This window comes from Streptomyces africanus (assembly GCF_030816955.1).
GTDB lineage: Bacteria > Actinomycetota > Actinomycetes > Streptomycetales > Streptomycetaceae > Streptomyces > Streptomyces africanus.
In genome coordinates, this window is record NZ_JAUSYP010000001.1 from 222,646 (window position 1) to 241,928 (window position 19,283).

The 19,283-nt window shown below is 71.9% G+C and carries 21 protein-coding genes and 1 pseudogene; 7 read left to right on the forward strand and 15 right to left on the reverse strand.

What is annotated here, in order from left to right; all coding sequences use genetic code 11:
• Positions 1–29: 29 nt before the first annotated feature.
• Complete coding sequence (locus tag QF034_RS01325; RefSeq protein WP_086561313.1) at positions 30–422, reverse strand: VOC family protein; 393 nt, start codon at positions 420–422, stop codon at positions 30–32.
• Positions 419–721 (reverse strand): ArsR/SmtB family transcription factor, encoded by a 303-nt coding sequence (locus QF034_RS01330; RefSeq protein WP_307173131.1) that lies wholly within the window; start codon positions 719–721, stop codon positions 419–421. The genes QF034_RS01325 and QF034_RS01330 overlap by 4 nt, the downstream gene beginning before the upstream one ends.
• A 280-nt stretch (positions 722–1,001) precedes the next feature.
• Between QF034_RS01330 and QF034_RS01335 the strand changes: the two genes are divergently transcribed.
• Positions 1,002–2,177, forward strand: a complete 1,176-nt coding sequence (locus QF034_RS01335) for a PP2C family protein-serine/threonine phosphatase (protein ID WP_307179769.1) — start codon at positions 1,002–1,004, stop codon at positions 2,175–2,177.
• A gap of 18 nt (positions 2,178–2,195) precedes the next feature.
• Here QF034_RS01335 and QF034_RS01340 read toward each other — a convergent pair whose 3' ends face one another.
• Complete coding sequence (locus tag QF034_RS01340; RefSeq protein WP_307173132.1) at positions 2,196–3,047, reverse strand: helix-turn-helix transcriptional regulator; 852 nt, start codon at positions 3,045–3,047, stop codon at positions 2,196–2,198.
• An 87-nt stretch (positions 3,048–3,134) separates the two neighbouring features.
• Between QF034_RS01340 and QF034_RS01345 the strand changes: the two genes are divergently transcribed.
• Positions 3,135–3,938, forward strand: a complete 804-nt coding sequence (locus QF034_RS01345; protein WP_307173133.1) for an SDR family NAD(P)-dependent oxidoreductase — start codon at positions 3,135–3,137, stop codon at positions 3,936–3,938.
• Here the strand turns inward: QF034_RS01345 and QF034_RS01350 are convergent.
• Both QF034_RS01350 and QF034_RS01355 read right to left on the reverse strand, forming a co-directional pair.
• Entirely contained in the window at positions 3,909–4,793 is an 885-nt protein-coding gene (locus QF034_RS01350; RefSeq protein ID WP_307173134.1) for an NmrA family NAD(P)-binding protein, read from the reverse strand. The two genes, QF034_RS01345 and QF034_RS01350, sit on opposite strands and share 30 nt — an antisense overlap.
• Positions 4,790–5,215, reverse strand: a complete 426-nt coding sequence (locus tag QF034_RS01355) for a nuclear transport factor 2 family protein (RefSeq protein ID WP_307173135.1) — start codon at positions 5,213–5,215, stop codon at positions 4,790–4,792. The genes QF034_RS01350 and QF034_RS01355 overlap by 4 nt, the downstream gene beginning before the upstream one ends.
• An 86-nt stretch (positions 5,216–5,301) precedes the next feature.
• On the opposite strand from QF034_RS01355, the gene QF034_RS01360 reads away from it, so the two are divergent.
• Positions 5,302–5,910 (forward strand): TetR/AcrR family transcriptional regulator, encoded by a 609-nt coding sequence (locus QF034_RS01360; RefSeq protein ID WP_307173136.1) that lies wholly within the window; start codon positions 5,302–5,304, stop codon positions 5,908–5,910.
• Positions 5,911–5,961: 51 nt separating this feature from the next.
• Here QF034_RS01360 and QF034_RS01365 read toward each other — a convergent pair whose 3' ends face one another.
• The gene (locus QF034_RS01365; RefSeq protein ID WP_307173137.1) at positions 5,962–6,495 is read right to left on the reverse strand and encodes a GNAT family N-acetyltransferase; all 534 of its coding nucleotides are present in this window, start codon (positions 6,493–6,495) and stop codon (positions 5,962–5,964) included.
• Between the two features lie 368 nt (positions 6,496–6,863).
• On the opposite strand from QF034_RS01365, the pseudogene QF034_RS41405 reads away from it, so the two are divergent.
• Together QF034_RS41405 and QF034_RS01370 are read left to right on the forward strand one after the other, a co-directional pair.
• Positions 6,864–7,115, forward strand: a pseudogene (locus QF034_RS41405) (NAD(P)/FAD-dependent oxidoreductase); the annotation flags it as partial.
• A 140-nt stretch (positions 7,116–7,255) separates the two neighbouring features.
• Positions 7,256–7,726: a hypothetical protein gene (locus tag QF034_RS01370; RefSeq protein ID WP_307173138.1), complete on the forward strand. Its 471-nt coding sequence runs from the start codon at positions 7,256–7,258 to the stop codon at positions 7,724–7,726.
• Here the strand turns inward: QF034_RS01370 and QF034_RS01375 are convergent.
• Positions 7,723–8,088: a MerR family transcriptional regulator gene (locus QF034_RS01375; RefSeq protein WP_307179770.1), complete on the reverse strand. Its 366-nt coding sequence runs from the start codon at positions 8,086–8,088 to the stop codon at positions 7,723–7,725. The genes QF034_RS01370 and QF034_RS01375 overlap by 4 nt on opposite strands.
• Before the next feature lie 73 nt (positions 8,089–8,161).
• On the opposite strand from QF034_RS01375, the gene QF034_RS01380 reads away from it, so the two are divergent.
• The gene (locus tag QF034_RS01380) at positions 8,162–9,022 is read left to right on the forward strand and encodes an NAD(P)-dependent oxidoreductase (RefSeq protein ID WP_370880757.1); all 861 of its coding nucleotides are present in this window, start codon (positions 8,162–8,164) and stop codon (positions 9,020–9,022) included.
• 51 nt (positions 9,023–9,073) lie between these two features.
• On the opposite strand, the gene QF034_RS01385 is transcribed toward QF034_RS01380, so the two are convergent.
• A complete protein-coding gene (locus tag QF034_RS01385) occupies positions 9,074–10,390 on the reverse strand; it encodes a phytase (RefSeq protein WP_307173140.1) in 1,317 nt (438 codons plus the stop codon).
• Between the two features lie 142 nt (positions 10,391–10,532).
• On the opposite strand from QF034_RS01385, the gene QF034_RS01390 reads away from it, so the two are divergent.
• The gene (locus tag QF034_RS01390) at positions 10,533–11,438 is read left to right on the forward strand and encodes an NAD-dependent protein deacetylase (protein WP_307173141.1); all 906 of its coding nucleotides are present in this window, start codon (positions 10,533–10,535) and stop codon (positions 11,436–11,438) included.
• Here QF034_RS01390 and QF034_RS01395 read toward each other — a convergent pair.
• The 7 genes from QF034_RS01395 to QF034_RS01425 all read right to left on the reverse strand — a co-directional run bounded on the left by QF034_RS01395 (position 11,404) and on the right by QF034_RS01425 (position 19,163).
• The gene (locus QF034_RS01395) at positions 11,404–13,404 is read right to left on the reverse strand and encodes a spermidine synthase (RefSeq protein WP_307173142.1); all 2,001 of its coding nucleotides are present in this window, start codon (positions 13,402–13,404) and stop codon (positions 11,404–11,406) included. The two genes, QF034_RS01390 and QF034_RS01395, sit on opposite strands and share 35 nt — an antisense overlap.
• A 91-nt stretch (positions 13,405–13,495) precedes the next feature.
• Positions 13,496–14,530, reverse strand: coding sequence for an NAD(P)/FAD-dependent oxidoreductase (locus tag QF034_RS01400; RefSeq protein ID WP_307173143.1), 1,035 nt, complete (start codon positions 14,528–14,530; stop codon positions 13,496–13,498).
• A 10-nt stretch (positions 14,531–14,540) separates the two neighbouring features.
• Positions 14,541–15,059 carry an isoprenylcysteine carboxyl methyltransferase family protein gene (locus QF034_RS01405; RefSeq protein ID WP_307173144.1) on the reverse strand — a complete coding sequence of 173 codons (519 nt, stop codon included), beginning with the start codon at positions 15,057–15,059 and terminating at the stop codon, positions 14,541–14,543.
• The gene (locus QF034_RS01410) at positions 15,056–16,144 is read right to left on the reverse strand and encodes a type III polyketide synthase (protein WP_307173145.1); all 1,089 of its coding nucleotides are present in this window, start codon (positions 16,142–16,144) and stop codon (positions 15,056–15,058) included. Before QF034_RS01410 ends, QF034_RS01405 begins: the two co-directional genes overlap by 4 nt.
• Before the next feature lie 160 nt (positions 16,145–16,304).
• Complete coding sequence (locus QF034_RS01415; RefSeq protein ID WP_307173146.1) at positions 16,305–17,144, reverse strand: UbiA family prenyltransferase; 840 nt, start codon at positions 17,142–17,144, stop codon at positions 16,305–16,307.
• A 270-nt stretch (positions 17,145–17,414) separates the two neighbouring features.
• On the reverse strand, positions 17,415–18,416 hold the full coding sequence (locus QF034_RS01420) for a DUF6236 family protein (RefSeq protein ID WP_307173147.1): 1,002 nt from the start codon (positions 18,414–18,416) through the stop codon (positions 17,415–17,417).
• 87 nt (positions 18,417–18,503) lie between these two features.
• On the reverse strand, positions 18,504–19,163 hold the full coding sequence (locus QF034_RS01425; protein WP_307173148.1) for a TetR/AcrR family transcriptional regulator: 660 nt from the start codon (positions 19,161–19,163) through the stop codon (positions 18,504–18,506).
• Between the last annotated feature and the right edge of the window lie 120 nt (positions 19,164–19,283).

Sequence of the window (19,283 nt, forward strand, 5' to 3'; positions counted from 1 at the left end):
GCCATCGAGCCGGGCACGCGGGGAACTGGCTACCGCGGCTTGGTGGCGATCTGGATCAGGTTGCCGCAGCTGTCGTCGAAGACGGCGGTGGTGACGGGGCCCATCTCCAGGGGTTCCTGGGTGAAGCGGACTCCGAGGCCGTGCAGGCGCCGGTACTCCGCCTTCACGTCGTCGACGGCGAACTGGGCGAGAGGGATGCCCTCCTCGACGAGTGCGTCGCGGAAGGTCTTGACGGCCGGGTGGCCGGCGGGCTCCAGGAGGAGTTCGGTGCCGTCGGGCTCGTCGGGCGAGACGACGGTCAGCCACCGGTCCTTCTCACCCACCGGGACGTCGTGCTTCTTCACGAAGCCGAGGACCTCGGTGTAGAAGCGCTCGGCCTTGGCCTGGTCGTCGACGAAAACACTGGTCAGATGGATCTTCATGGAGTGCTCTTCTCCGGTCCGGACGTATCGGCCACCAGCCATCGCTCGGCGATCTGCCGCAACGGGGCTGTGTTCAGCTCGTGGAACTTGTAGCGGCCCTCCCGCCGGGTCTCGACGAGCCCGGCGGCCTCCAGCACGGCGAGGTGCTGGGAGACCGCTTGGCGCGAGATGCCGAGCTGGTGCTTCATGCTCAGCCGGGAGCAGATCTCGAACAGCGTCTGTCCGGACTTCTCCGTGAGCTCGTCGAGGATGGTGCGGCGGGTGGAGTCGGCCAAAGCTTTGAAAAGGTCATCGGCCACGACCCCACAATAGGCAACCGTTCACTTGCATATCAAGCCGCCGTGCGACGGTCATGGAGTGGTAGAGGCGGGCGCCCTGGGTCCGGCTGAAGTACAGATCCCCACTGGACGACGTTCTGCCCGTCCCAAGCGCGAGGGCTAGCCGTGAGTGCTCACGGATTGACGCTCACTCCGGCGGCTCCCATGCTGGTAAGAGGGGCTGGTGGAAGGGACCGCGGTCGTGCGTGGTGGGCAGAGTGGTCTCCCGCGGGTGTTGACGGCCGCGGAGACTGCGGCGCCGGTGGAGGCCGTCGACGTGGTCGCGGAGTACCTGCGGCGGCGTTTCGAGGCCACGAAGGTCTCCTTCCTCATCGTGGACCTGACGGGGAAGGCGGTAGCGCGGCTGTCCACCGCCCCCGGGGGCGGGGGCCGGGAGGCGGAGCGGATCCCGATGTTCGGCAGCGTCTACGAGGAAGTGATCCGTACCCAGCGTCTGTATCAGGAGGAGACCGGCCGAGGACATCGGGTGATCATGCCGGTCACCAACCGGGGGGACGCCATCGGGCTGCTGGAACTGCTCCTGCCGGCCGACCCCGGCGACGACGTCCTCGACGCGGTCGGGGAAGCCGCCCACCTCCTGGCCTACATCGTGATCGCCAACGGGCGCTTCACCGACCTCTACACGTGGGGCAAACGCTCCAGGCCCCCCACCCTGGCAGCAGAGATCCAATACCAGTTGCTGCCCCCGTCACTGTCCTGCGAGGCCGCACAGTTCACCCTGAGCGGGAACCTGGAGCCCTCCGAAGACCTCAGCGGCGACACGTTCGACTACACGCTGGACCGCGACACCCTCCATGTGTCGATGACCGACCCCATGGGCCACGACATCGACGCCGCCCTGGCCGCCACCGTCCTGGTCAGCGCCCTGCGTGGCGCCCGCCGCGCGGGAGCCGGCCTGGCCGAGCAGGCCCACCGGGCCGACCGGGCACTGAGCGACCACGGCCGCGGTCACGCCACCGGGCAGCTGCTGCGCATCAATCTCCGCACCGGACAGGCCCAACTCGTCAACGCCGGCCATCCCTGGCCGCTGCGCATGCGCGACGGGACCGTTGAGGTGATCAGCTGCGAGGTGGACCATCCCTTCGGACTGTCCGAGCTCACACCGCACTCCTACCGCGTTCAGGACCTCGATCTGCGTCCCGGTGACCGTCTGCTCATGGTCACCGACGGCATGCTCGAGCGCCATGGGGAGAAGGTCGACCTGCCCGCCCTGCTCAAGGGCACCCGGGACCTGCACCCGCGGGAAACCGCACTGGCACTGACATCCGCGGTGCGCGACGCCGCCGACGGCCGGCTCGACGACGACGCCACCTGCATGTGCCTGGACTGGCACGGCGTCCAGGAGACCCAGCGGCACGTCAGCTCCGGCGCGGACACCCGGCAAGCCTCGGCCGCCCGCCCGAAACAGCAGCCATGACCAGGGCGGTCGCGTGGCTCAGTGGGTGACGTCCATGCGCTGTGTACCGATGACCGACAGCAGCCGGAGCGCCTCTTCGGAGGGCGAGCCCGGGACCGCTGTGTAGATCACGACCTGCTGGTCGCGGTCGGTGATGTCGAGGACGTCGCAGTTGACGGTGACCGGGCCGACCAGCGGGTGCTGGAAGGTCTTGCGCAGGGTGGGCTCGGCGGACACGTCGTGGGACTCCCACAGGCGGGTGAACTCTTCGCTTCCGTCGAGGAGTTCGGCTACCAGCTCGGCCACCTCCGCATCGTCGGGGTAGCGGGCGGCGGCGGCGCGCAGCCGTTGCGTCGATCTGCGGGCGAACGCGTCCGCGTCCGACACTCCGTACAGCCGCTGCCCGTGCGTGTGCGGCCCGAGAAAGACACGGCGGACGAGATTGCGGTCGCGTCGCGGCACGGCGGAGAAGTCCTCCATCAGGGCGGCCGCCAGATCGTTCCAGGCGAGTACCTCGAACGTCGCGGACGTCACGGTCGCCGCGGCCTGCGGCAGTCGGTGCAGCAGGTCGAGGATGCTCTGCCGCACCGCGCGCGAGGGCCCGGCCGACGGGAGCGGCGGGGCACCGGCGAGGTGGTGGAGGTGGTCACGCTCGGCGTCCGACAGGCGCAGGGCCCGTGCCAGTCCGGCCAGCACCTCGTACGACGGGTGCGGTGCCCGTGCCTGCTCCAGCCGCGTGTAGTACTCGGTCGAGATGAACGCCAGTTGCGCCACCTCCTCGCGGCGCAGTCCCGGGGTGCGGCGGCGTGGGCCGATGGGCAGACCGACCTCGGCAGGGGTGATCCGCTCCCGCCGGCTGCGCAGGAAGTTCGCCAGTTCTCTTCGATCCACAGGGCCAGTGTGTACGGCCGTCGGCCGGCCGAGCCAGGTACCGTCGGTGCCTGGCTCGGCCGCACGGACGGGCGCAGGCTCGCTGCCATGGACAACACACCTGCCACCGGCGCATCCACCGCCCCTGCCACCCTGGGCCTGCTGGCCGACAAGGTCGCCTTCATCACCGGTGCCGGACGCGGCATCGGAGCCGCCGCGGCCCGGCTCTTCGCGAGCGAGGGCGCACGAGTGCTTCTGGCGGCCCGGACGCAGGCCCAGCTGAAGACGGTGACCGAGGAGATCCGGGCGGCGGGCGGCACCGCGGAGTACGTGGTGTGCGACCTGGCCGACGCGACCAGTGTGCGCGCCGCCGTGGACCGCGCGGTGAACCGGTACGGCCGGCTCGACATCGCCTTCAACAACGGCGCGACGATCCAGCGGCCCGGTCCGATGGACCGGATGCCGGAGGCCGACTTCGACCGCGTCTACGACGTGAACCTCAAGGGCGTCTGGCTCGCCATGGTCGCCGAGATCGCCGCCATCCGCACCACCGCCGGGACGGGCGCGATCGTCAACAACTCCTCCGTCGGCAGCCTGATGGGAAACCCCGAGCTGCCCGCCTACGGCGCGATGAAACGGGCGGTCAACAGCCTCACCGAGTCGGCCGCCGTCACCTACGGCCCGGAAGGCATCCGCGTCAACGCCATCGCCCCCGGCCAGACGCCGACCGAGATGATCCGCACGTGGGAGGAGGCATCACCCGGTCTGCGAGAGCGGCTCACGGCGCACACCCCGTTGCGCCGCGCGGCCGACCCGCAGGAGATCGCGCAGGCCGCCGCCTGGCTCCTCAGCGACCGCTCCTCCTACGTGACCGGCGCGGTCCTACGGGTGGACGGCGGCGCACGGGCCTGAGCCGGGGATGCTCTTCCCTCGCATCTCCCTTTCGAGGAACGCACGGAAGGTGCGCGGGGGCCGATCGGTGAGGCGCTGGACGGTGTCGGTGACGCGGTCCTCCGCCCCTTTGGCGATGGCACGGTCCATGCCGGCCAGCATCGCGGCGAACTCCACCGGGACCTCCGCCGCGAGGCGATCGCGCATCTGCTCGTAGGACAGACGGCGGTGGACCACGGGCCGGCCGGTGACCTCGGTGATGATCGCGGCGATGTCGTCGTGGCTGAGTGCCTCGGGTCCGGTGATGACCAGATCGGTGTTGGGGGCCTGCTCGTCGGTCAGGGCGCGGGCGGCGACGGCCGCGATGTCCTCGGCGTCGACGAAGCCGACCCGGCCGCTCTCGGTGGCGGTCCGGATGATGCCGTCGTCGCGGATGCTGCGGGCGTGCGCGTGCGTGCCGGTGAAGTTCTGCATGAACCACGAGGGCCGCAGTACCGCCCACTGGTCGAACAGATCGGGCAGGGCCTGGTGCACCGTTCCCACCGCCGGCCCGCCCTCGGGGATGGCCGAGGAGCTCAGCAGCACCGCGCGGTGCACGCCTGCGGTGCGGGCCCGATGGAGGAACGGCAGCATGATCGCCGCGGGGTCGGGGTCGCCCAGGGGCGGTATGAGGTAGACGCGGTCGACTCCGTCGAGGGCGTCGGCGTGGGTGGCGGGGTCATACCAGTCGAAGCGGACCGGCTCGGCACCGGCCACCGGGCCGGCCTGACGGCCGGCGGCCTTGACGCGGTGGCCGGCGGTCGTCAGTTGCGCTGCGGTGCGGCTGCCGGTGGTGCCGGTGGCGCCGATGACCAACGTGGTGCCGGCGGTGGTCATCGGCGGCTCCCAGCGAAGTCGGTGCCGGGTTCGAGGACGGCGAGGGGGTTCCAGTAGTCGCGGTAGGAGGTGATGTGCCCGTCTCGAACGGTCACGACGGCGATGTAGGTCATGTCGAACGGAGCGTCGGTCTCCACCAGGCGGCCGACGCCGCGCATCTCGACCACGATGGTCTGCGGATCGGTGGTCTGGTGGATCCGCAGGGCGGGGAAGTCGTGCAGGTCGATGTGGTCGGGATAGTGACGCATGTAGGCGGCGACGGCCTCCTTGCCCTCCAGACGCCGGGGCCGGCCCTCAGGGGCGAAGGGGAACTCCATCACGCCGTCCTCGGCCCACAGGCCGACCCAGCCGGCGATGTCCTTGTCCAGCAGCAGCCGCAGGCTGTGGCGGTAGAGATCCGCCGGAGAAGTCGGCTCGGGCATGGGTATCCTCCATCTCATAGAATCCGGACCTCGGGTCCGTTTTGAAGATACGGACCGGCGGTCCGTTTTTCAAGTGGAGGAGCAGCATGCCCGAGCGCAAGTCGCGCAAGGACGCCGTTCGTAACCGGGAGGCCGTGCTGGCGGCCGCCGACGCCCTCTTCGCCCGCTGCGAGCGCCCCGAGGACGTCACCATGGCCGACGTCGCGGCAGCGGCCGGGGTCGGCAAGGGCACGCTCTTCCGAGCCTTCGGTGATCGCGCGGGGCTGCTCCGCGCGCTGTACGAGGCACGGCTGGAACCGATCCGAGAGGCCGCCGAAGCCGGCCCGCCGCCTCTGGGGCCCGGCACCCCACCGCGGCAGCGCGTGTCCGCCCTGCTCGATGCCATCCTGTGCTTCAAGCTCGACAACCGGCGCCTGGCGCTGGCCCTGGAGGAAAGCGGGAACGGCAGCCCGTACCAGGCGGAGCATTACGAGTGGTGGCACAGCTTGCTCCGAGCCGTACTGGAACAGGTCCCCGGCCTCACCGACAGCGGCTTCACCGCCCACGCCCTGCTCGCCGCCACCCGAGCCGACCTCGTCGAGCACCTGGCCGGACAAGAGCGCGTGCCGCGGGAAACAGCGCGGGCCCAGTTGGCGAACTTCGCCACCAGGATCCTGGCCGCCGGGCCGGCACGGGGACTGAGCGCTGAGGACTGACCGACGGCCACGGACCGCAACTGAGATCTCGGCCCGACCCGAGACCGGGTGTTACTCCTGGTACTGCGTGAGGTCGATGCCGTAGACCGCCAGGTCGTGGCCGTGGACCGGGTCTTGCGCGGTGCCTTCCGCCTGCATGCCGAGTTTGCCGAGGACGTTCGCGGAGGCCCTGTCGCCCGTCCGGCACACGGCGGCCACGCGGTCGAGGCCGCGGTCCTGCAGCGCGAACTCCAGGGTGGCGTGCGCCGCTTCGGAGGCGTAGCCCTGCCCCCAGAACACCCGCCCGAGCCGCCAGCTGATCGTCACCTGGCCGGCGACCTCGGCCGGAGTGACGGCCACGGACAGTCCGACGGCTCCCGCCAACTCACCGGAGCCCAGGAGCTCGACCGCGAACACCCCGAAGCCTTCCTCGTCCCACTCCTCTTCCCACGCCTCGATGTCCTCGGCCGTCTGTTCCAACGAGCGCGGCCTGCCGTCGCCGACGCCCCGCATCACCACCGGATCGGCCTGGATCTCGGACAGGGGGACGAGGTCGTCGTCAAGCCATCGGCGCAGGAGGAGACGGGGTGTGCGGATCTCGGTCATCGTCCCATCCTGCCGACACGGCGGTGGGAGCGCGAACCGGGGTCGCGACACCACCCCGCCTTCGCGGTCTCGACGCCGATAATCCTCGAAGCGCCGGCCAGGGGTGAGGAAGTGCTGCGGCTGTTCCCGCTGTCCGTCGGCACGCCCGTGGCCCTGCGGTCCGCGGCCGGCCGTCTGGCCCGGTGGCTGGCGGGAGAGGGGTCACAGGTGCGTGCTGTCCCACCCGGTGCAGGCCACGCTCACCGCGCACGGCCACACCGACACGGCGGTCGTGCCCTCCCTGCTGCGGGACACGGACCACACGCTGGCGTCCCACACCCACGTGGCGGCGCTGCACTGCGCGGGCCACCCGCTGGACTGGGCCGACCGGTTCCCCGACCATCGCCATGGTCTACCGCAGCGAACTCGACGCGGCGCTGACCGAGGTCGCCGCGGCGGCGGGAGCGGAGGTCCGGGACAGCACCGCGCTGACCGCCCTGGAGCAGCAGGGCGGCACCGTCACCGTGAGGACCAACCACGGTGACACGCTCCGCGCCCGGGCCGTCGTCGGCGCCGACGGCAGCGCCAGCAGAGTCGCCCGGTACGTCGGGGTGCGGTGCGCCCAGGTCGACCTCGCCCTGGAGGTCGAAGTGCCGGTCGACGAACGGACGGCCGGCCGATGGCGCGGCCGTGTGCTGATGGAGTGGGGGCCTCTGCCGGGTTCCTTCGGGTGGGTCTTCCCCAAAAAGGGACGTCTGCACCGCCGGAGTGGTGGCCGCCCGTGGCAACCCCGCCGCCCTCCTCGCCTACAAGGAGGACTTCCTCACCCGCCACGGACTGCTCGGCCCGCGGCCGCGTGCTCGTCGCCGGTGACGCCGCCGCTCTCGTCGACCACTGGTCCCGGGAAGGCATCTCCTACGCACTGTGTTCAGGAGACCTGGCGGGTCATGCCGCCGCCCGTCTCGTCACCGCCGCCGACGACGCGGAGGCCGGCGCCATCGCCGACCGCTACGGACGAGAGGTCGATGACATCCTCGGCACCGAAATGCGAGCCAGTGGCACGCTGATGAACCTCTTCGCCCGCAACCCCGGCCTCGTCCACACCGCCCTGACCCGCCTGGCTCCGGCCTGGCGCCGTCTCGACGCCTACATCGCCGGCCGCACCACCGTCGCGGGGATCACGACCACGCCCCTGGCACGCAGCGCCACGGCCCTGGCCACCCGGCTCCCCCGCCAGGCGGCCCGCGACTAGTGTCCCGGCAGGCGCCGTTCCGTGGCCGCCAGGTACTCCCGCAGTGTCCGGCGGGACTCGACGAGCGTGTCGATCTGCTCGTCCAGTCCGGCGATGCGCGCCCGCAGCAGGTCCAGGGTCTCCGGACAGGGCGTCAGATCGGGGGCCGCGCCGGCGACGCACGGCTGGAGGTACCCGATCTCCTCGGTCGACAGCCCGGCGTCGAGCAGTTTCCTGATCTGGGCCACGGTCAGCACGGCGTCGTCGCCGTACACGCGGTAGCCGTTGCCGCCGCGGTCCGGCACCAGCAGGCCCTGCGCCTCGTAGTACCGCAGTTGGTGCGGGTTCACCCCGGTCCGCCGGCTCAGCTCCCCGATCAGCATGCGCATCGCCCCTTGACCTTCATACCGGTGTGAACGTTGACGATTGTGCCACCGACCAGAGAGGGAGCACATGATGCACACCGGCACACCCGTCACGGTTCTGGGCCTCGGACTGATGGGCGGCGCTCTCGCCGGGGCGTTCCTGCGCGCAGGACACCCGACGACCGTGTGGAACCGCACGACGGCCAAGGCAGACGACCTCGTGGCCCGGGGCGCGACGCTCGCCGGGTCACCGGCCGCCGCGATCGCGGCCGCTCCGCTCGTGGTGGTCTGCGTCTCGGACTACGACGCCGTGACGGACGTCCTCGACGGACCGCTCGACGGCCGGATCGTGGTGAACCTGACCTCGGGCACGCCCTCGCGTGCCCGAGCGCTCGCCGAGGAGGTGGCGCGCCGCGGCGGCGGCTACCTCGACGGCGGGATCATGGCCGTCCCGGATGCGGTGGGGACGGCCGACGCGGTGCTCGTCTACAGCGGGCCGCGACCCCTGTACGACGCCCACGAGGCCACGTTGGGCGGTCTCGGCACGGGTTTACACCTCGGCGACGACCCCGGGCTGTCGGCCACGTACGAGATGGCCACGCTGGTCCTCATGTGGGGCATGCTCGACGGCTTCCTCAACGGCGTCGCGATCCTCGGCACCGCCGGTGTGTCCGCCACGGCATACCTCCCCATCGCGCGGAGGGCGGTCGGCACGGTGGCCGGCTGGCTGCCGGACTACGCGCGGCAGGCCGACGACGGCAGCTACCCGGCCGACGACGGCACGGTCGACACCCACCTGGCGGCGATGGCGCACGTGGTCGAGGAGAGCGAGTCGCTCGGCGTCAACACCCAGCTGCCGAGGCTCGTCAAGGCGCTGGCCGAGCGAGCGGTGACGGCCGGTCACGGCGCCAGCGGATACGCGGCGCTGGTCGAGCAGTTCCGCACGCCATGAGTCGCGTGGTGGCGCCGCACGGACACCACGGGGTCTTCGCACCTCTGGGGCTCAGAGGTCGGTGGCGTCCACCACCTCGCCCAGGTCGACGAACTTGAAGCCGGTCGCGGTGCGCGTGCCGCCCTCGCCGTCGGGGGCCTCGGGTGTCTCGTGACCGTCCTGGACGACCAGGAGGCCGTTCGGGTAGCGGCTGCCGAGCGGGGCGTTCAGGACGGCCGCGCCGTCGCACTCCTGCGCCCCGTCGAGGGTCGCCGAGGCCGCTTTGACGCGGAAGCCGCCTTCGTACTCGTTGTCCTCGCTCACCTCGCGGTCGTACAGGGCGAAGGTGTCGTCGCCCTGGCTGGAGGCGAGCAGGTAGCCGTCCCCGTCGGGCTCCTGGAGCAGGGTCAGGCCCTCGACATCGGCGGACAGCCGGTCACCGCCGTAGCCGGGGTCGGCCCCCGCCGCGCACTCCTCGGTCTCCTCGTCGTAGACGCCGGGGACGCCGAACTCGCGGACCTTGTCCACCAGGACCGGCCTGCCGGTGAGGTCGGCGCGGATGCGCCAGATGCCGATGTCCTCCTGGCCGGCGTAGAGCGTGCCGGTGGCGGGGTCCACCACCATGCCCTCGACCTGCGGGAGCTCGCCGGGCTCCGCGCAGGGGGACCAGGTGGTGCCGTTCGGGAGGCGGAAGGACGCGGGCAGGTCGAGTGTGCGGACGTTCTGGTACGTGACGGTCCCGCTCGCGGTCGGCTTCAGCTCGACCAGCGCGAGGCGGGTTCGCTCCCGTCGGCTCACCAGGGCGTAGGAACGCCCGGTGGACTTGTCCTGCCAGGTCGCGAGGCCGTAGGCGGTGCGCTGGTCGTTGATCTCGGCCTGGTCGGTGGAGAAGACCGGGGCGGCCGCCGGGTCGGTGATGTCGGTCAGCGGGCCGCCGGGCCGCGACGGGTCGATGCGGTAGATCCGCAGCCGGTCGTTGCCGCGGTCGCTGACCACGGCGACGTCGGCCCGGCCGGTGGAGGTGCGCAGTCCCGTGACGAGGTCGACGTTGTTGTACCGGCCCGGGGCGTCGTCCTCGGCGGGCGGACGGGGCGCGGGCAGCGACTGCACCAGGCGGGCGCCCAGGTCGTACACCCGCAGGCCGCCCTCCTTGGCGGTCGCGATGACGAGGCTGCGGGCGGGGTCGGCCGGGTTGCGCCAGATCGCCGGGTCGTCCGCGTCGGAGTTGCCGCCCGCCTCGTCGTCGTAGAGGGCGGGGGTCTCGCTGACGGGCGTGACCGTCGGCAGTCCCCCGTCGTCGGCCCCGGCCGGCGCGGGGGTATGGAGGGCGAGCAGGGCGGTGCCCAGGGCGAGGGCGGCGGTCCTGCGCGGAGTGCGGTGCGTTCTCACAACCACTTCCTTGGTTGATGACGAGGACTTGCCGATCGTGCGGGGAGAACCTTGCGCGCAGGAGACTGTGGTCTGTCCACGTGATCACAGAAAAGACGATTGCCCGCCAACTGCCGTTCAGCTCACGCCGTACCCTGACGGCATGCGCATGCGCCCGACTCTGAGCTGGACGCCTACCGAGGACCTGCCGCCGGCCACCACGGATCCGGAGCCGGTCGCCGATGCGCTGAGCACCGGCGGTGTGCTGGTGCTCAGCGGAGCGGGCATCTCCACGGAGTCGGGCATTCCCGACTACCGGGGCGAGGGCGGGAGCCTCAGCCGGCACACTCCGATGACCTACCAGGACTTCACCGCCAGTGCCCGGGCCCGGCGCCGGTACTGGGCGCGCAGCCATCTCGGCTGGCGCACCTTCGGCCGCGCCCGCGCCAACGCCGGGCACCGGGCCGTGGCAGCTTTCGGGCGGCACGGCCTGCTCTCGGGGGTCATCACCCAGAACGTCGACGGCCTGCACCAGGCCGCCGGCAGCGAGGACGTGGTGGAACTCCACGGAAGCCTGGCCCGGGTCGTCTGCCTGGCCTGTGGCGCCTTCAGCCCGCGCCGCGAACTCGCCGAGCGGCTGGAGGAGGCCAATCCGGGCTTCGCGCCCGTGGCCGCCGGAATCAACCCGGACGGTGACGCCGACCTCACCGACGCGCAGGTCGCGGACTTCCGCGTGGTGCCCTGCGCGAGCTGCGGCGGCATCCTCAAACCGGACGTGGTGTTCTTCGGTGAGAACGTTCCGCCCCGACGGGTCGAGCACTGCCGCGAACTGGTCCGTGCGTCGGCCTCGCTGCTGGTCCTCGGCTCCTCACTGACGGTGATGTCGGGGCTCCGCTTCGTCCGCCAGGCGGCTCAGGACAGCAAGCCGGTGCTGATCGTCAACCGGGAGCCGACCAGGGGCGACCGGCACGCCTTCACGCGGGTCTCGCTCCCGCTGGGAGCAGCACTCACCACCGTGGCGGAGCGGCTGGGCATCACCGTCGGCTCACAGGCGGCGGTGCGAAGGTGACAACCGTCTGTTCCCGCCCCGCGAAGCGCATGGCGGCGAACGCCCCGAGGTACAGGGCGGCGACGACCAGGAGCAGTGCCTGATAGCCCGTCACCAGGGCGAGGTATTCGATCGCGCCCCCGGTCATCGCGCCCAGCAGGTTCGCGCCGAACGCGGAGGTCGGGTCCGGGGCGAGGGCGAGTCGGTCCGAGAAGATGAGGTTGGCGCAGAAGATCGGGGTGAAGGCCAGGGCGATGGCGGCGGCGAGCCGGGCGGCGAAGGGCAGGGACAGCACCGCGCCCGTGGGGACGAGCCAGACCACCGCGAGGGAGCCGAAGAGCAGCACTTGCAGCAGCAGTTGGTTGACCTTCCGCAGCCTGCGCCTGACCTCCACCGCCGCGAGGACGGCGACGAGGACTCCGAAGAAGACGAGGGCGTTGACCAGCCAGGTCGTACCGAAGTAGAGGGCGAAGCCGATCACGTTCTTCGTTTCGAGCAGCAGGAAGGCCGCACCCAGCAGGAACATGTCGGTGTAGCGGAGCGTGCTGCGCACGCGCACCCCGGTCAGGCGTACCGACAGGAGCGTCACCAGCAGGATCGCGCCCAGGGCGCCCAGGTAGAGCGTGGGGATGCTGCGGTGCAGCAGGTACGGGAAGGGGTGGTCGTCGCTCGCGGCCGCCGGGACCGCGCCGCTGGGCTGCCAGGTCTTCGCGCAGGACTGGTCGTCGGGCGTCATCCCGGCCACCAGCACGGCCGCGTTCCGCTTGAACGTCGTCATGCAGGGGGCGTGACCGTAGACGTGGTCGAGGCTCCCCGCGAAGCGGTCGACCAGCCAGCTCTCGCGGTAGTAGTTGTACATGGCGAACGCGCCGTTCGGCGCCAGGTGATCGCGCGCGGCCTCGAAGGCCTGCCGGGTGAACAGGTAGCTCTCCAGGCGCAGGTTGCTCGCACCGGCGACCAGCGTCAGCGAGTCCGGCAGGGCGAGGACGATCAGGTCGTACTCGGTCTTCGTCCGCTCCAGGAAGGCGCGCCCGTCGTCGATGTGCACGTGCACCCTCGGGTCGTCGTACGGCCTCGCGGGGTGCAGGTCCGAGCCGATCTCCTGCAGCCGGGGATCGATCTCGACCGCGTCCACGCGCTGCGCTCCGTACGCGAGCGCCACCGCGACGTCGTTGCCGTTCCCGGCGCCGATGATCAGCACGCGCTTGTGCGGGTTGCGGGGCGTCTGCTCGTACGCCTGACGGTAGGGCGAGTCCTTCCGCAGGAGCACCTCTCGGGGGGCAGTGCTCTGGTGCGGGACGCCGTTGGCGGAGATGTACCAGGTCCGGGTGGTGGTCGGCGAGGGTTTGAGCTCGATCTTGTAGTAGGGCGACCAGGAGATGCCGCTCGTCGTCGTCTCCAGGAACAGGGCGGCGACCATCGCCGTGAGGGGAATGCCGTACCGCAGGGTGTTGCGCCGTCCTCCGAGGACCAGCAGGGCGGCTGCGGCGAGTACGCCCCACACGACCGAGGGAGCGCGCAGCCAGGACATCACGGCGAAGGACAGCGAGCCGGTGATGCTGCCGAGCAGGTCGTAGCGGTAGGCGTCGAGCGAGGGCAGCCGGCGGAAGAGATCCGCGGTGATCTTCCCGATCCCCGCCATGATCACCGCGGTCAGCAGGAAGATGGCCGGCAGCGTCACCCATTCGGGAAGGCCGGTGGTCTTCACGGCGGTGAAGTAGAGGATCTCGCTGCTGCTCTGGCGCACCTGCACCGGGTACTCGCGCACCAGAATGACCAGGAGTGCGAGCGGAACGGGCGTCCAGCGCTTGAGCCACTGTCCGCGCGCGGCGGGGATCAGGAACCCGATGCCGATGCCAAGGAACGATCCCAGCAGGATGAAGTTCGAGAAGTAGCTGAGGTGGACGACGTTGGCACCCGCCCATCTGATCAGCGCCAGCTCGACGAAGAGCATGGTGGTGCTGGCCAGTACGAGCCTCCAGCGCACCGATCGCACTGTTTGCCCTGACTCGGTCCGCTTCATGGTGGTTTACGGTGCCATCCCTGGTGCGATGAGTCGAGGTGCCGTGCCGCCGGTGTCACTCCTGCGTGCCGACCGGGCGCGCCAGCATGGCGACGGTGGCGGAGAACAGCCACGGCAGCCGTTGCGCCACGGGCACCAGCGCTGCTCGGGCCGGGGGTTTCCGCGTCGCGCCGAGCAGCGCGTGCGTCAGCCAGCGGTAGCGTCGGGTGAGCCGTCGCCACTCCCGCTCGTAGGCAGCCAGGTCGCCACTGGTGATGGCCGACACCGCGGCAGGCGCCTGCGCGAGGGCCAGCGCGATGCCCTCGCCGGTGAGCGCGTCGACGTACCCGGCGGCGTCGCCCACGAGCAGCACCCGGCCGGCGGTGCGTGCGCTCGCGACCTGGCGGAGCGGGCCTGCTCCCCGTACCGGCCCTGTGAGTCCGGCTCCGGCCAGCCGCTCCCGCAACTCGGGGAAGGCGATGAGGTGGTCGTCGAACGGCCGGCGGGCGGAGGTGAGCACCGCGACGCCCACGAGGTCGTCGGCCACCGGGGTCACGTAGGCCTCCGCTTCGCGGGCCCAGTGGACCTCGACGTGGTCGCTCCAGGGAGCGAGCGCGTAATGGCGCCGCAGCCCGTGGCGCGCGGGCGACCGGCGCGGCCGGTTCAGCCCGAGGGCGCGGCGGATCGGCGAGTGCAGGCCGTCGGCCGCTACGAGGTGGCCGGCGCGGGTGCCGTCGACCACCACCCCGTCCCGGTCCTGCTCGACGTGCCGCGCGGTGCGCTGGTCGACGCGTACGCCTGCTGCCAGCACCGCCTCGCGCAGCAGCGCGTGCAGCGTCGTACGACGCACTCCGCGCCCCGTGCCCGCGGCGAAGCCGGCGTCGACGCGGCGGGGTCCGGCGACGTACCGGATACCCCGCAGGTCGTATCCCGGCGGACGCACGCCCAGTGCCGCCAACGCGGCGACGGCGCCCGGCATCAGGCCCTCGCCGCACGCCTTGTCGACGACACCGGCACGCTGCTCCCAGACGGTGACGTCGAGCCCCGCCCGGGCCGCGTGCAGGGCCGTGGCCAGGCCCGCGGGGCCCCCGCCGACGACGAGCAGATCCATGCGTGCCCCCTCAGGCCAGCCGTGTCAGGGCAGCGTCCTCGGCGCGCAGACGCGTGGCGAGCAAGAGCCCGTTGAGCGCGGTGAAGACGACCGCCGTGATCCAGGCCGCGTGCACGAGCGGAAGCGCGAGCCCCTCGACGGCGACGGCGACGTAGTTCGGGTGCGGGATCCAGCGGTAGGGTCCGCCGGTCACTCGCGCGGCGCCGGGTACGACGATCACCCGGGTGTTCCACTGCCGGCCCAGCGTGGCGATGCACCACCAGCGCAGCCCCTGCGCGAGCGCGACGAGGGCGAGCATCGACCAGGCCAGGACCGGGACGGCGTCCGGCCGGCGCACCCACACCTCGACGAGCGCGCCGACGAGCAGGCCGGTGTGCAGCACCACCATGAACGGATAGTGCCCCCGCCCGGACTCCACACCGCCCCGCGCGAGGCTCCAGGCGGCGTTGCGCCGGGAAACGGCCAGCTCGGCGACCCGCTCCAGGCCCACGGCCAGCACCAGGACGGTGAACCAGGCCTCGCTGCTCACTGTCCACCGCCCGGGGCGCGCAGGAGGACGAGTTCGGAGCAGAACCCCGGGCCCATGGCGAGCATGAGCCCGTAGGAGCCGGGGGGCGGCGGTCGGTCGGCGAGCGTGTCCGCCAGGACGTGCAGCACCGAGGCGGAGGACAGGTTGCCGATCCGGCGCAGCGAGTCCCAGGTCACGCCCAGCGCGTCCCGCTCGACGCCGAGGGCGTCCTGCAACGCCTCCAGGACCTTGGGGCCGCCGGGGTGCGCGACGTACCAGTCGAGGTCGCTGCCGGTCAGCCCGTGATCGGCGAGGAAGCCGCGGACATCGTCGCCGACATGCCGGCGCACCAGGTCGGGGACCGCGGAGTCCAGGACGACCCTGAACCCGCCGGAGCCGACGTCCCAGCCCATCATGCGCTCCGAGTCGGGGTAGAGGCGGCTGCGCGAGGCGAGCACTTCGGGAGCGGCGGGGTCGTCGGTCTGTGCGAGAGGGTGCTCGCGCCCGACGGCGACCACGGCGGCGGCGCCGTCCCCGAACAGGCCGCTCGCCACGGCGTTGGCGACCGAGGTGTCGTCGCGCTGGAGCGTGAGCGAGCACAACTCGACCGACATCAGCACCGCGACGGCGTCGGGGCGCCCGCGCAGCAGGTCGCCCAGGCGGGCGATGCCGGCCGCGCCGGCGACGCAGCCGAGGCCGACGAGGGGCAGGCGCACCACGTCGGGGCGCAGTCCGATCTCCGCCGCGACCCGGGCCTCCAGGGAGGGCACGGCGAGGCCGGTCACCGTGCACGAGACGATGTAGTCGACGTCGGCCGGTGTGAGGTCGACGCTCTTGAGCGCGTCGACGACCGCCCGGCCACCGAGTTCGACGCCGGCCCGGATGAAGACGTCGTTCGACTGGCCGAAGTCCTCGATCCGGCCGTACTCCTCCAGCGGCAGCACGGTGTGCCGGGTCTCGACGCACACGTTGCGGTGGAGCCGCTCGACGACGCCGCGATCGACCGTGTTCCCGACCAGGGTGGTGGTGAAGGACTCGGTGATCTCCTGCTGCCGGTGGCAGTGCTCGGGCAGGGTGCCGCGGACGCTGACGACGCGCATGGTCATGCTGGCTCCTGGAACGGGGCGGTGGGAGGCGGGGAGCACCCGGCCGAGGCCGAGCGCGAGCTCAACCGTGACGGTGAGCGCAAGAGCTGGGGCGGGGCTGCCGGGGCGGTCGTGGCGCGAGACGGGCCGGGGCCGGGCGGAGCGGTGCTTGCCGGTGCCATCAGGCGACCGTCAGCAGCACGACGTCGAGCAGGGCGATGACCACCGCGGCACGGAAGGGAGCGCGCCCGCGGCCGAACCAGGTGAGCACCGCGAGGACGGTGACCAGCGCCAGGGCGGTCCACGCCCACGCTGGAGGGGACCCGGCGGGACCGGTCACGGCGAGGACCGAGGCGGCGGTGAGCAGCGCGGCGGCCAGAACGCGCGAGGGGCGTTCGCCGATCCGGTGCGGCAGGCCGCGGACCCCGGTGGCTTCGTCGTCGGCGAGGTCGGGCAGCACGTTCAGCAGATGCGCACCGACGCCGAGCGCGGCACCGGCCGCGGTCATCCACCAGGGCGCCCAGTGAGGGGGCGAGGCGGCGAGGGTGACGACCGAGGGCAGCATCCCGAAGCCGCAGGTGTACGGCACCCATGACCAGGGGGTCGCCTTGAGCCCGGCGTTGTAGGCGTGGCCCGCGCCGGTGGCGAGGACGACGTTGACCAGTGCGCTGCGCCAGCCGACGAGCGCGGACAGCACGAGGGAGGCGAGAGCGGCCACGACGAGGGCGCGTGCCACCCAGCCGACCGGGAGGGAACCGACGGCCAGCGGCTTGTCGGTGCGGCCCACGGCGCGATCACGCGAGAGGTCGAGCAGGTCGTTGCCCCAGCCGATGGTGAGCTGGCCGGTGAACACCGCCGCGGTGACGGCGGCGGCGGCCGGCGGGCGCAGACCGCCGCGGAGTGCCAGCAGGCCCGTGACGGCGGTGACGGCCAGAGCGGGCCCGCCGTGGGCGGCGGCGAGCAGCGCGCGCGCACGCGCCGGTGCGGGGCGCGCGGGGGCCGTGCCGGCGGTCACGGGCATCGCCCCGCCGCGTCCAGCGCCCGGCTGATCGCATCACCGAGGGCGCTGGACACCCTGCGTAGGTGCGGCACGGTCCCTTCGCCACGCCCCTCCCCCGCTCTGGTTCCGGTCGCCCGGGACCACGGCCCGCCGTCACCGGTGATCACGTTGCGCATGCAGCATCGCTCCCACATTGCCCACCCGCTCACACGGGGTGTTCCGGCATCCGGTGGAACGGGCATGACCTGGAAGCGGAGCCGGTGCGGAGTGACGCCGGCGCCCGTACGTGCCTCAGGGCAACGTTTCCCCGACCCGGTGCAGGTAGCTGAAGTCGTGCTCCCGGCGGGCCCTGCTGAGCGGGCGGATCTCGCGGGTGGCCACATTCAGCGCGTAGCCGCCCACCGCTCCCAGCACCCAGGTGAGGCCAGGCTGCACCACGCTTCCGGCGGCGGCCGCGAGGGCCAGGGTCACCGTCACTGAGCGCTCGACCCACGCCATCCTGCTGCTCCTGGCCGCCGCCCGGTAGTTCTCGACGGACTCGTCGATCTCCCGGCGCAACTGGGCCAGGACGTCGGCGGGGTGCTCGTAGTCGCGGCGGAGGTCCCCGAGCATGCGGTGCAGAGCCCGCATCAGGCGGTGCCGCTCATCGGCGTATCGCTCGCGGAAGGCGACGACGTCGGCGGTCGGGGTGCCGGGGACGGGCACCGGCAGCAGCTTGCCGAGCTCCAGTTCCCAGGCGGGCAGCCGGTCCGCGCCGGCCGGGCGCAGGGCCCAGGCGTGCGCGTCCGCGCGGTCGGTACAGGGTACGTACGAGACCCGGCGGTCGGCGGCGATCTCGCGGGCGAGCGTGCCGATGACCAGTTGCTGAACCTCCTGCGGGACGACGAGGCTCCAGAAGTGCCGCCGGTACCGCCGGGCCAGGCGGAGTGAGAGGAGTTCCCGCTCCAGCCAGAGGCTCATTTTCGAACCGTAGAGGTACGCGTCCGGGAAGGACAGCTGCTGGCGCGTCGGGGGGGCAGCCATCCTGCGCAGTTCCTCCAGCAGAACGCGGGAACTCAGGCCGCGGTCCTGGCGCCATTCGGGGTCGTCCAGCTCTTCCATATCGCCCCGGCCGAAGGTGAGGGGCGTGTACAGACGCCGCTCCCGCAGCTCGTGCAGCTCCGCGGGCACGGCGACGTCGTACTCCCGGCGGTCCTGCGGCACGATGGACGCGATGCCGTCCCAGTACAGCAGCGCCTGGTGCAGGATCTCAGTCGGCGGCTTCACCAGCGGGTAATACAGCAGGACCGCCACGCCGCCTCCTCGTCCGCGAACTCACCGCCCGATGGCGGCACAGCCTCTCGAACATAGCGTGCTCTCCATGGCGGCGGTGTCGAAGGGCTAACTGCGCCGGCCTGCGGCCTCGATGTCGGCGAGCTGGGCGGCGAGGATCTCCTCGAACGCGGCGCGGCGGTCCGCACCGAGGGGGCGGACGTCGCGGGCGAAGTGGGCCAGGGCGGGGAAGCGTTCGGGGTCGGCGCCGAGTACCGCGACGCGGAACAGCTCCATGCCCTGTTCGTGCTCCTCGGGAGTGATGGTGCTGCCGCCGGCCTCGGAGGCGATCAAGGCGGCGATGAGGACCGCGAGCCGGTGGTAACGCGCCGGGATCTCCTCGTCGGGCAGGCCGGACGCGCGCAGGGCCTGCAGCACCTCTTCCATGACCAGCCGGGAACCGGCGCCGCTTGACGCGTAGCGTCCCCAGACCGCGGCGAGCTGGGGCTGCCGGCCGAAGGCCTCCCTCACGCGCAGGGCCAGGGCGGTGATGCGCTGCTTCCAGTCACCCTCGGGGCGGTAGCCGTCCATGGCGGCCATCAGGATCCGGTCGGCGACCGCGCGCAGCAGTTCGGTCTTGCTGCGGAAGTGCCGGTAGAGGCTGGAGGAGTCGGTCCCGAGCGCCGCGGCGAGCTTGCGCACGCTGAAGGACTCGGCGTCGCTCGTCCGCAGCAGCTCCGCCGCCGCGTCCAGGATCTCATCGGTCGACCAGCGCCTTCGGCCTGCCATCTCACCCTCTTTCGTCGAGATTCAGCCTAACTCATGCACCCACCGTTGCACGCGGTGCGTGCATAATGAGGACATGAGCCTGCCGAGCGACGTCCCGGCGAAGACGAAAGGACGCATGTC

Coding starts and splice junctions, on each gene's coding strand:
- QF034_RS01325 (WP_086561313.1), bottom strand. CDS start 422: ATGAAGATCCATCTGACCAGTGTTTTCGTCGACGACCAGGCCAAGGCC.
- QF034_RS01345 (WP_307173133.1), top strand. CDS start 3,135: ATGGACAACACACCTGCCACCGGCGCATCCACCGCCCCTGCCACCCTG.
- QF034_RS01350 (WP_307173134.1), bottom strand. CDS start 4,793: ATGACCACCGCCGGCACCACGTTGGTCATCGGCGCCACCGGCACCACC.
- QF034_RS01355 (WP_307173135.1), bottom strand. CDS start 5,215: ATGCCCGAGCCGACTTCTCCGGCGGATCTCTACCGCCACAGCCTGCGG.
- QF034_RS01360 (WP_307173136.1), top strand. CDS start 5,302: ATGCCCGAGCGCAAGTCGCGCAAGGACGCCGTTCGTAACCGGGAGGCC.
- QF034_RS01365 (WP_307173137.1), bottom strand. CDS start 6,495: ATGACCGAGATCCGCACACCCCGTCTCCTCCTGCGCCGATGGCTTGAC.
- QF034_RS01375 (WP_307179770.1), bottom strand. CDS start 8,088: ATGCTGATCGGGGAGCTGAGCCGGCGGACCGGGGTGAACCCGCACCAA.
- QF034_RS01380 (WP_370880757.1), top strand. CDS start 8,162: ATGCACACCGGCACACCCGTCACGGTTCTGGGCCTCGGACTGATGGGC.
- QF034_RS01390 (WP_307173141.1), top strand. CDS start 10,533: ATGCGCATGCGCCCGACTCTGAGCTGGACGCCTACCGAGGACCTGCCG.
- QF034_RS01400 (WP_307173143.1), bottom strand. CDS start 14,530: ATGGATCTGCTCGTCGTCGGCGGGGGCCCCGCGGGCCTGGCCACGGCC.
- QF034_RS01410 (WP_307173145.1), bottom strand. CDS start 16,144: ATGACCATGCGCGTCGTCAGCGTCCGCGGCACCCTGCCCGAGCACTGC.
- QF034_RS01415 (WP_307173146.1), bottom strand. CDS start 17,144: ATGCCCGTGACCGCCGGCACGGCCCCCGCGCGCCCCGCACCGGCGCGT.
- QF034_RS01425 (WP_307173148.1), bottom strand. CDS start 19,163: ATGGCAGGCCGAAGGCGCTGGTCGACCGATGAGATCCTGGACGCGGCG.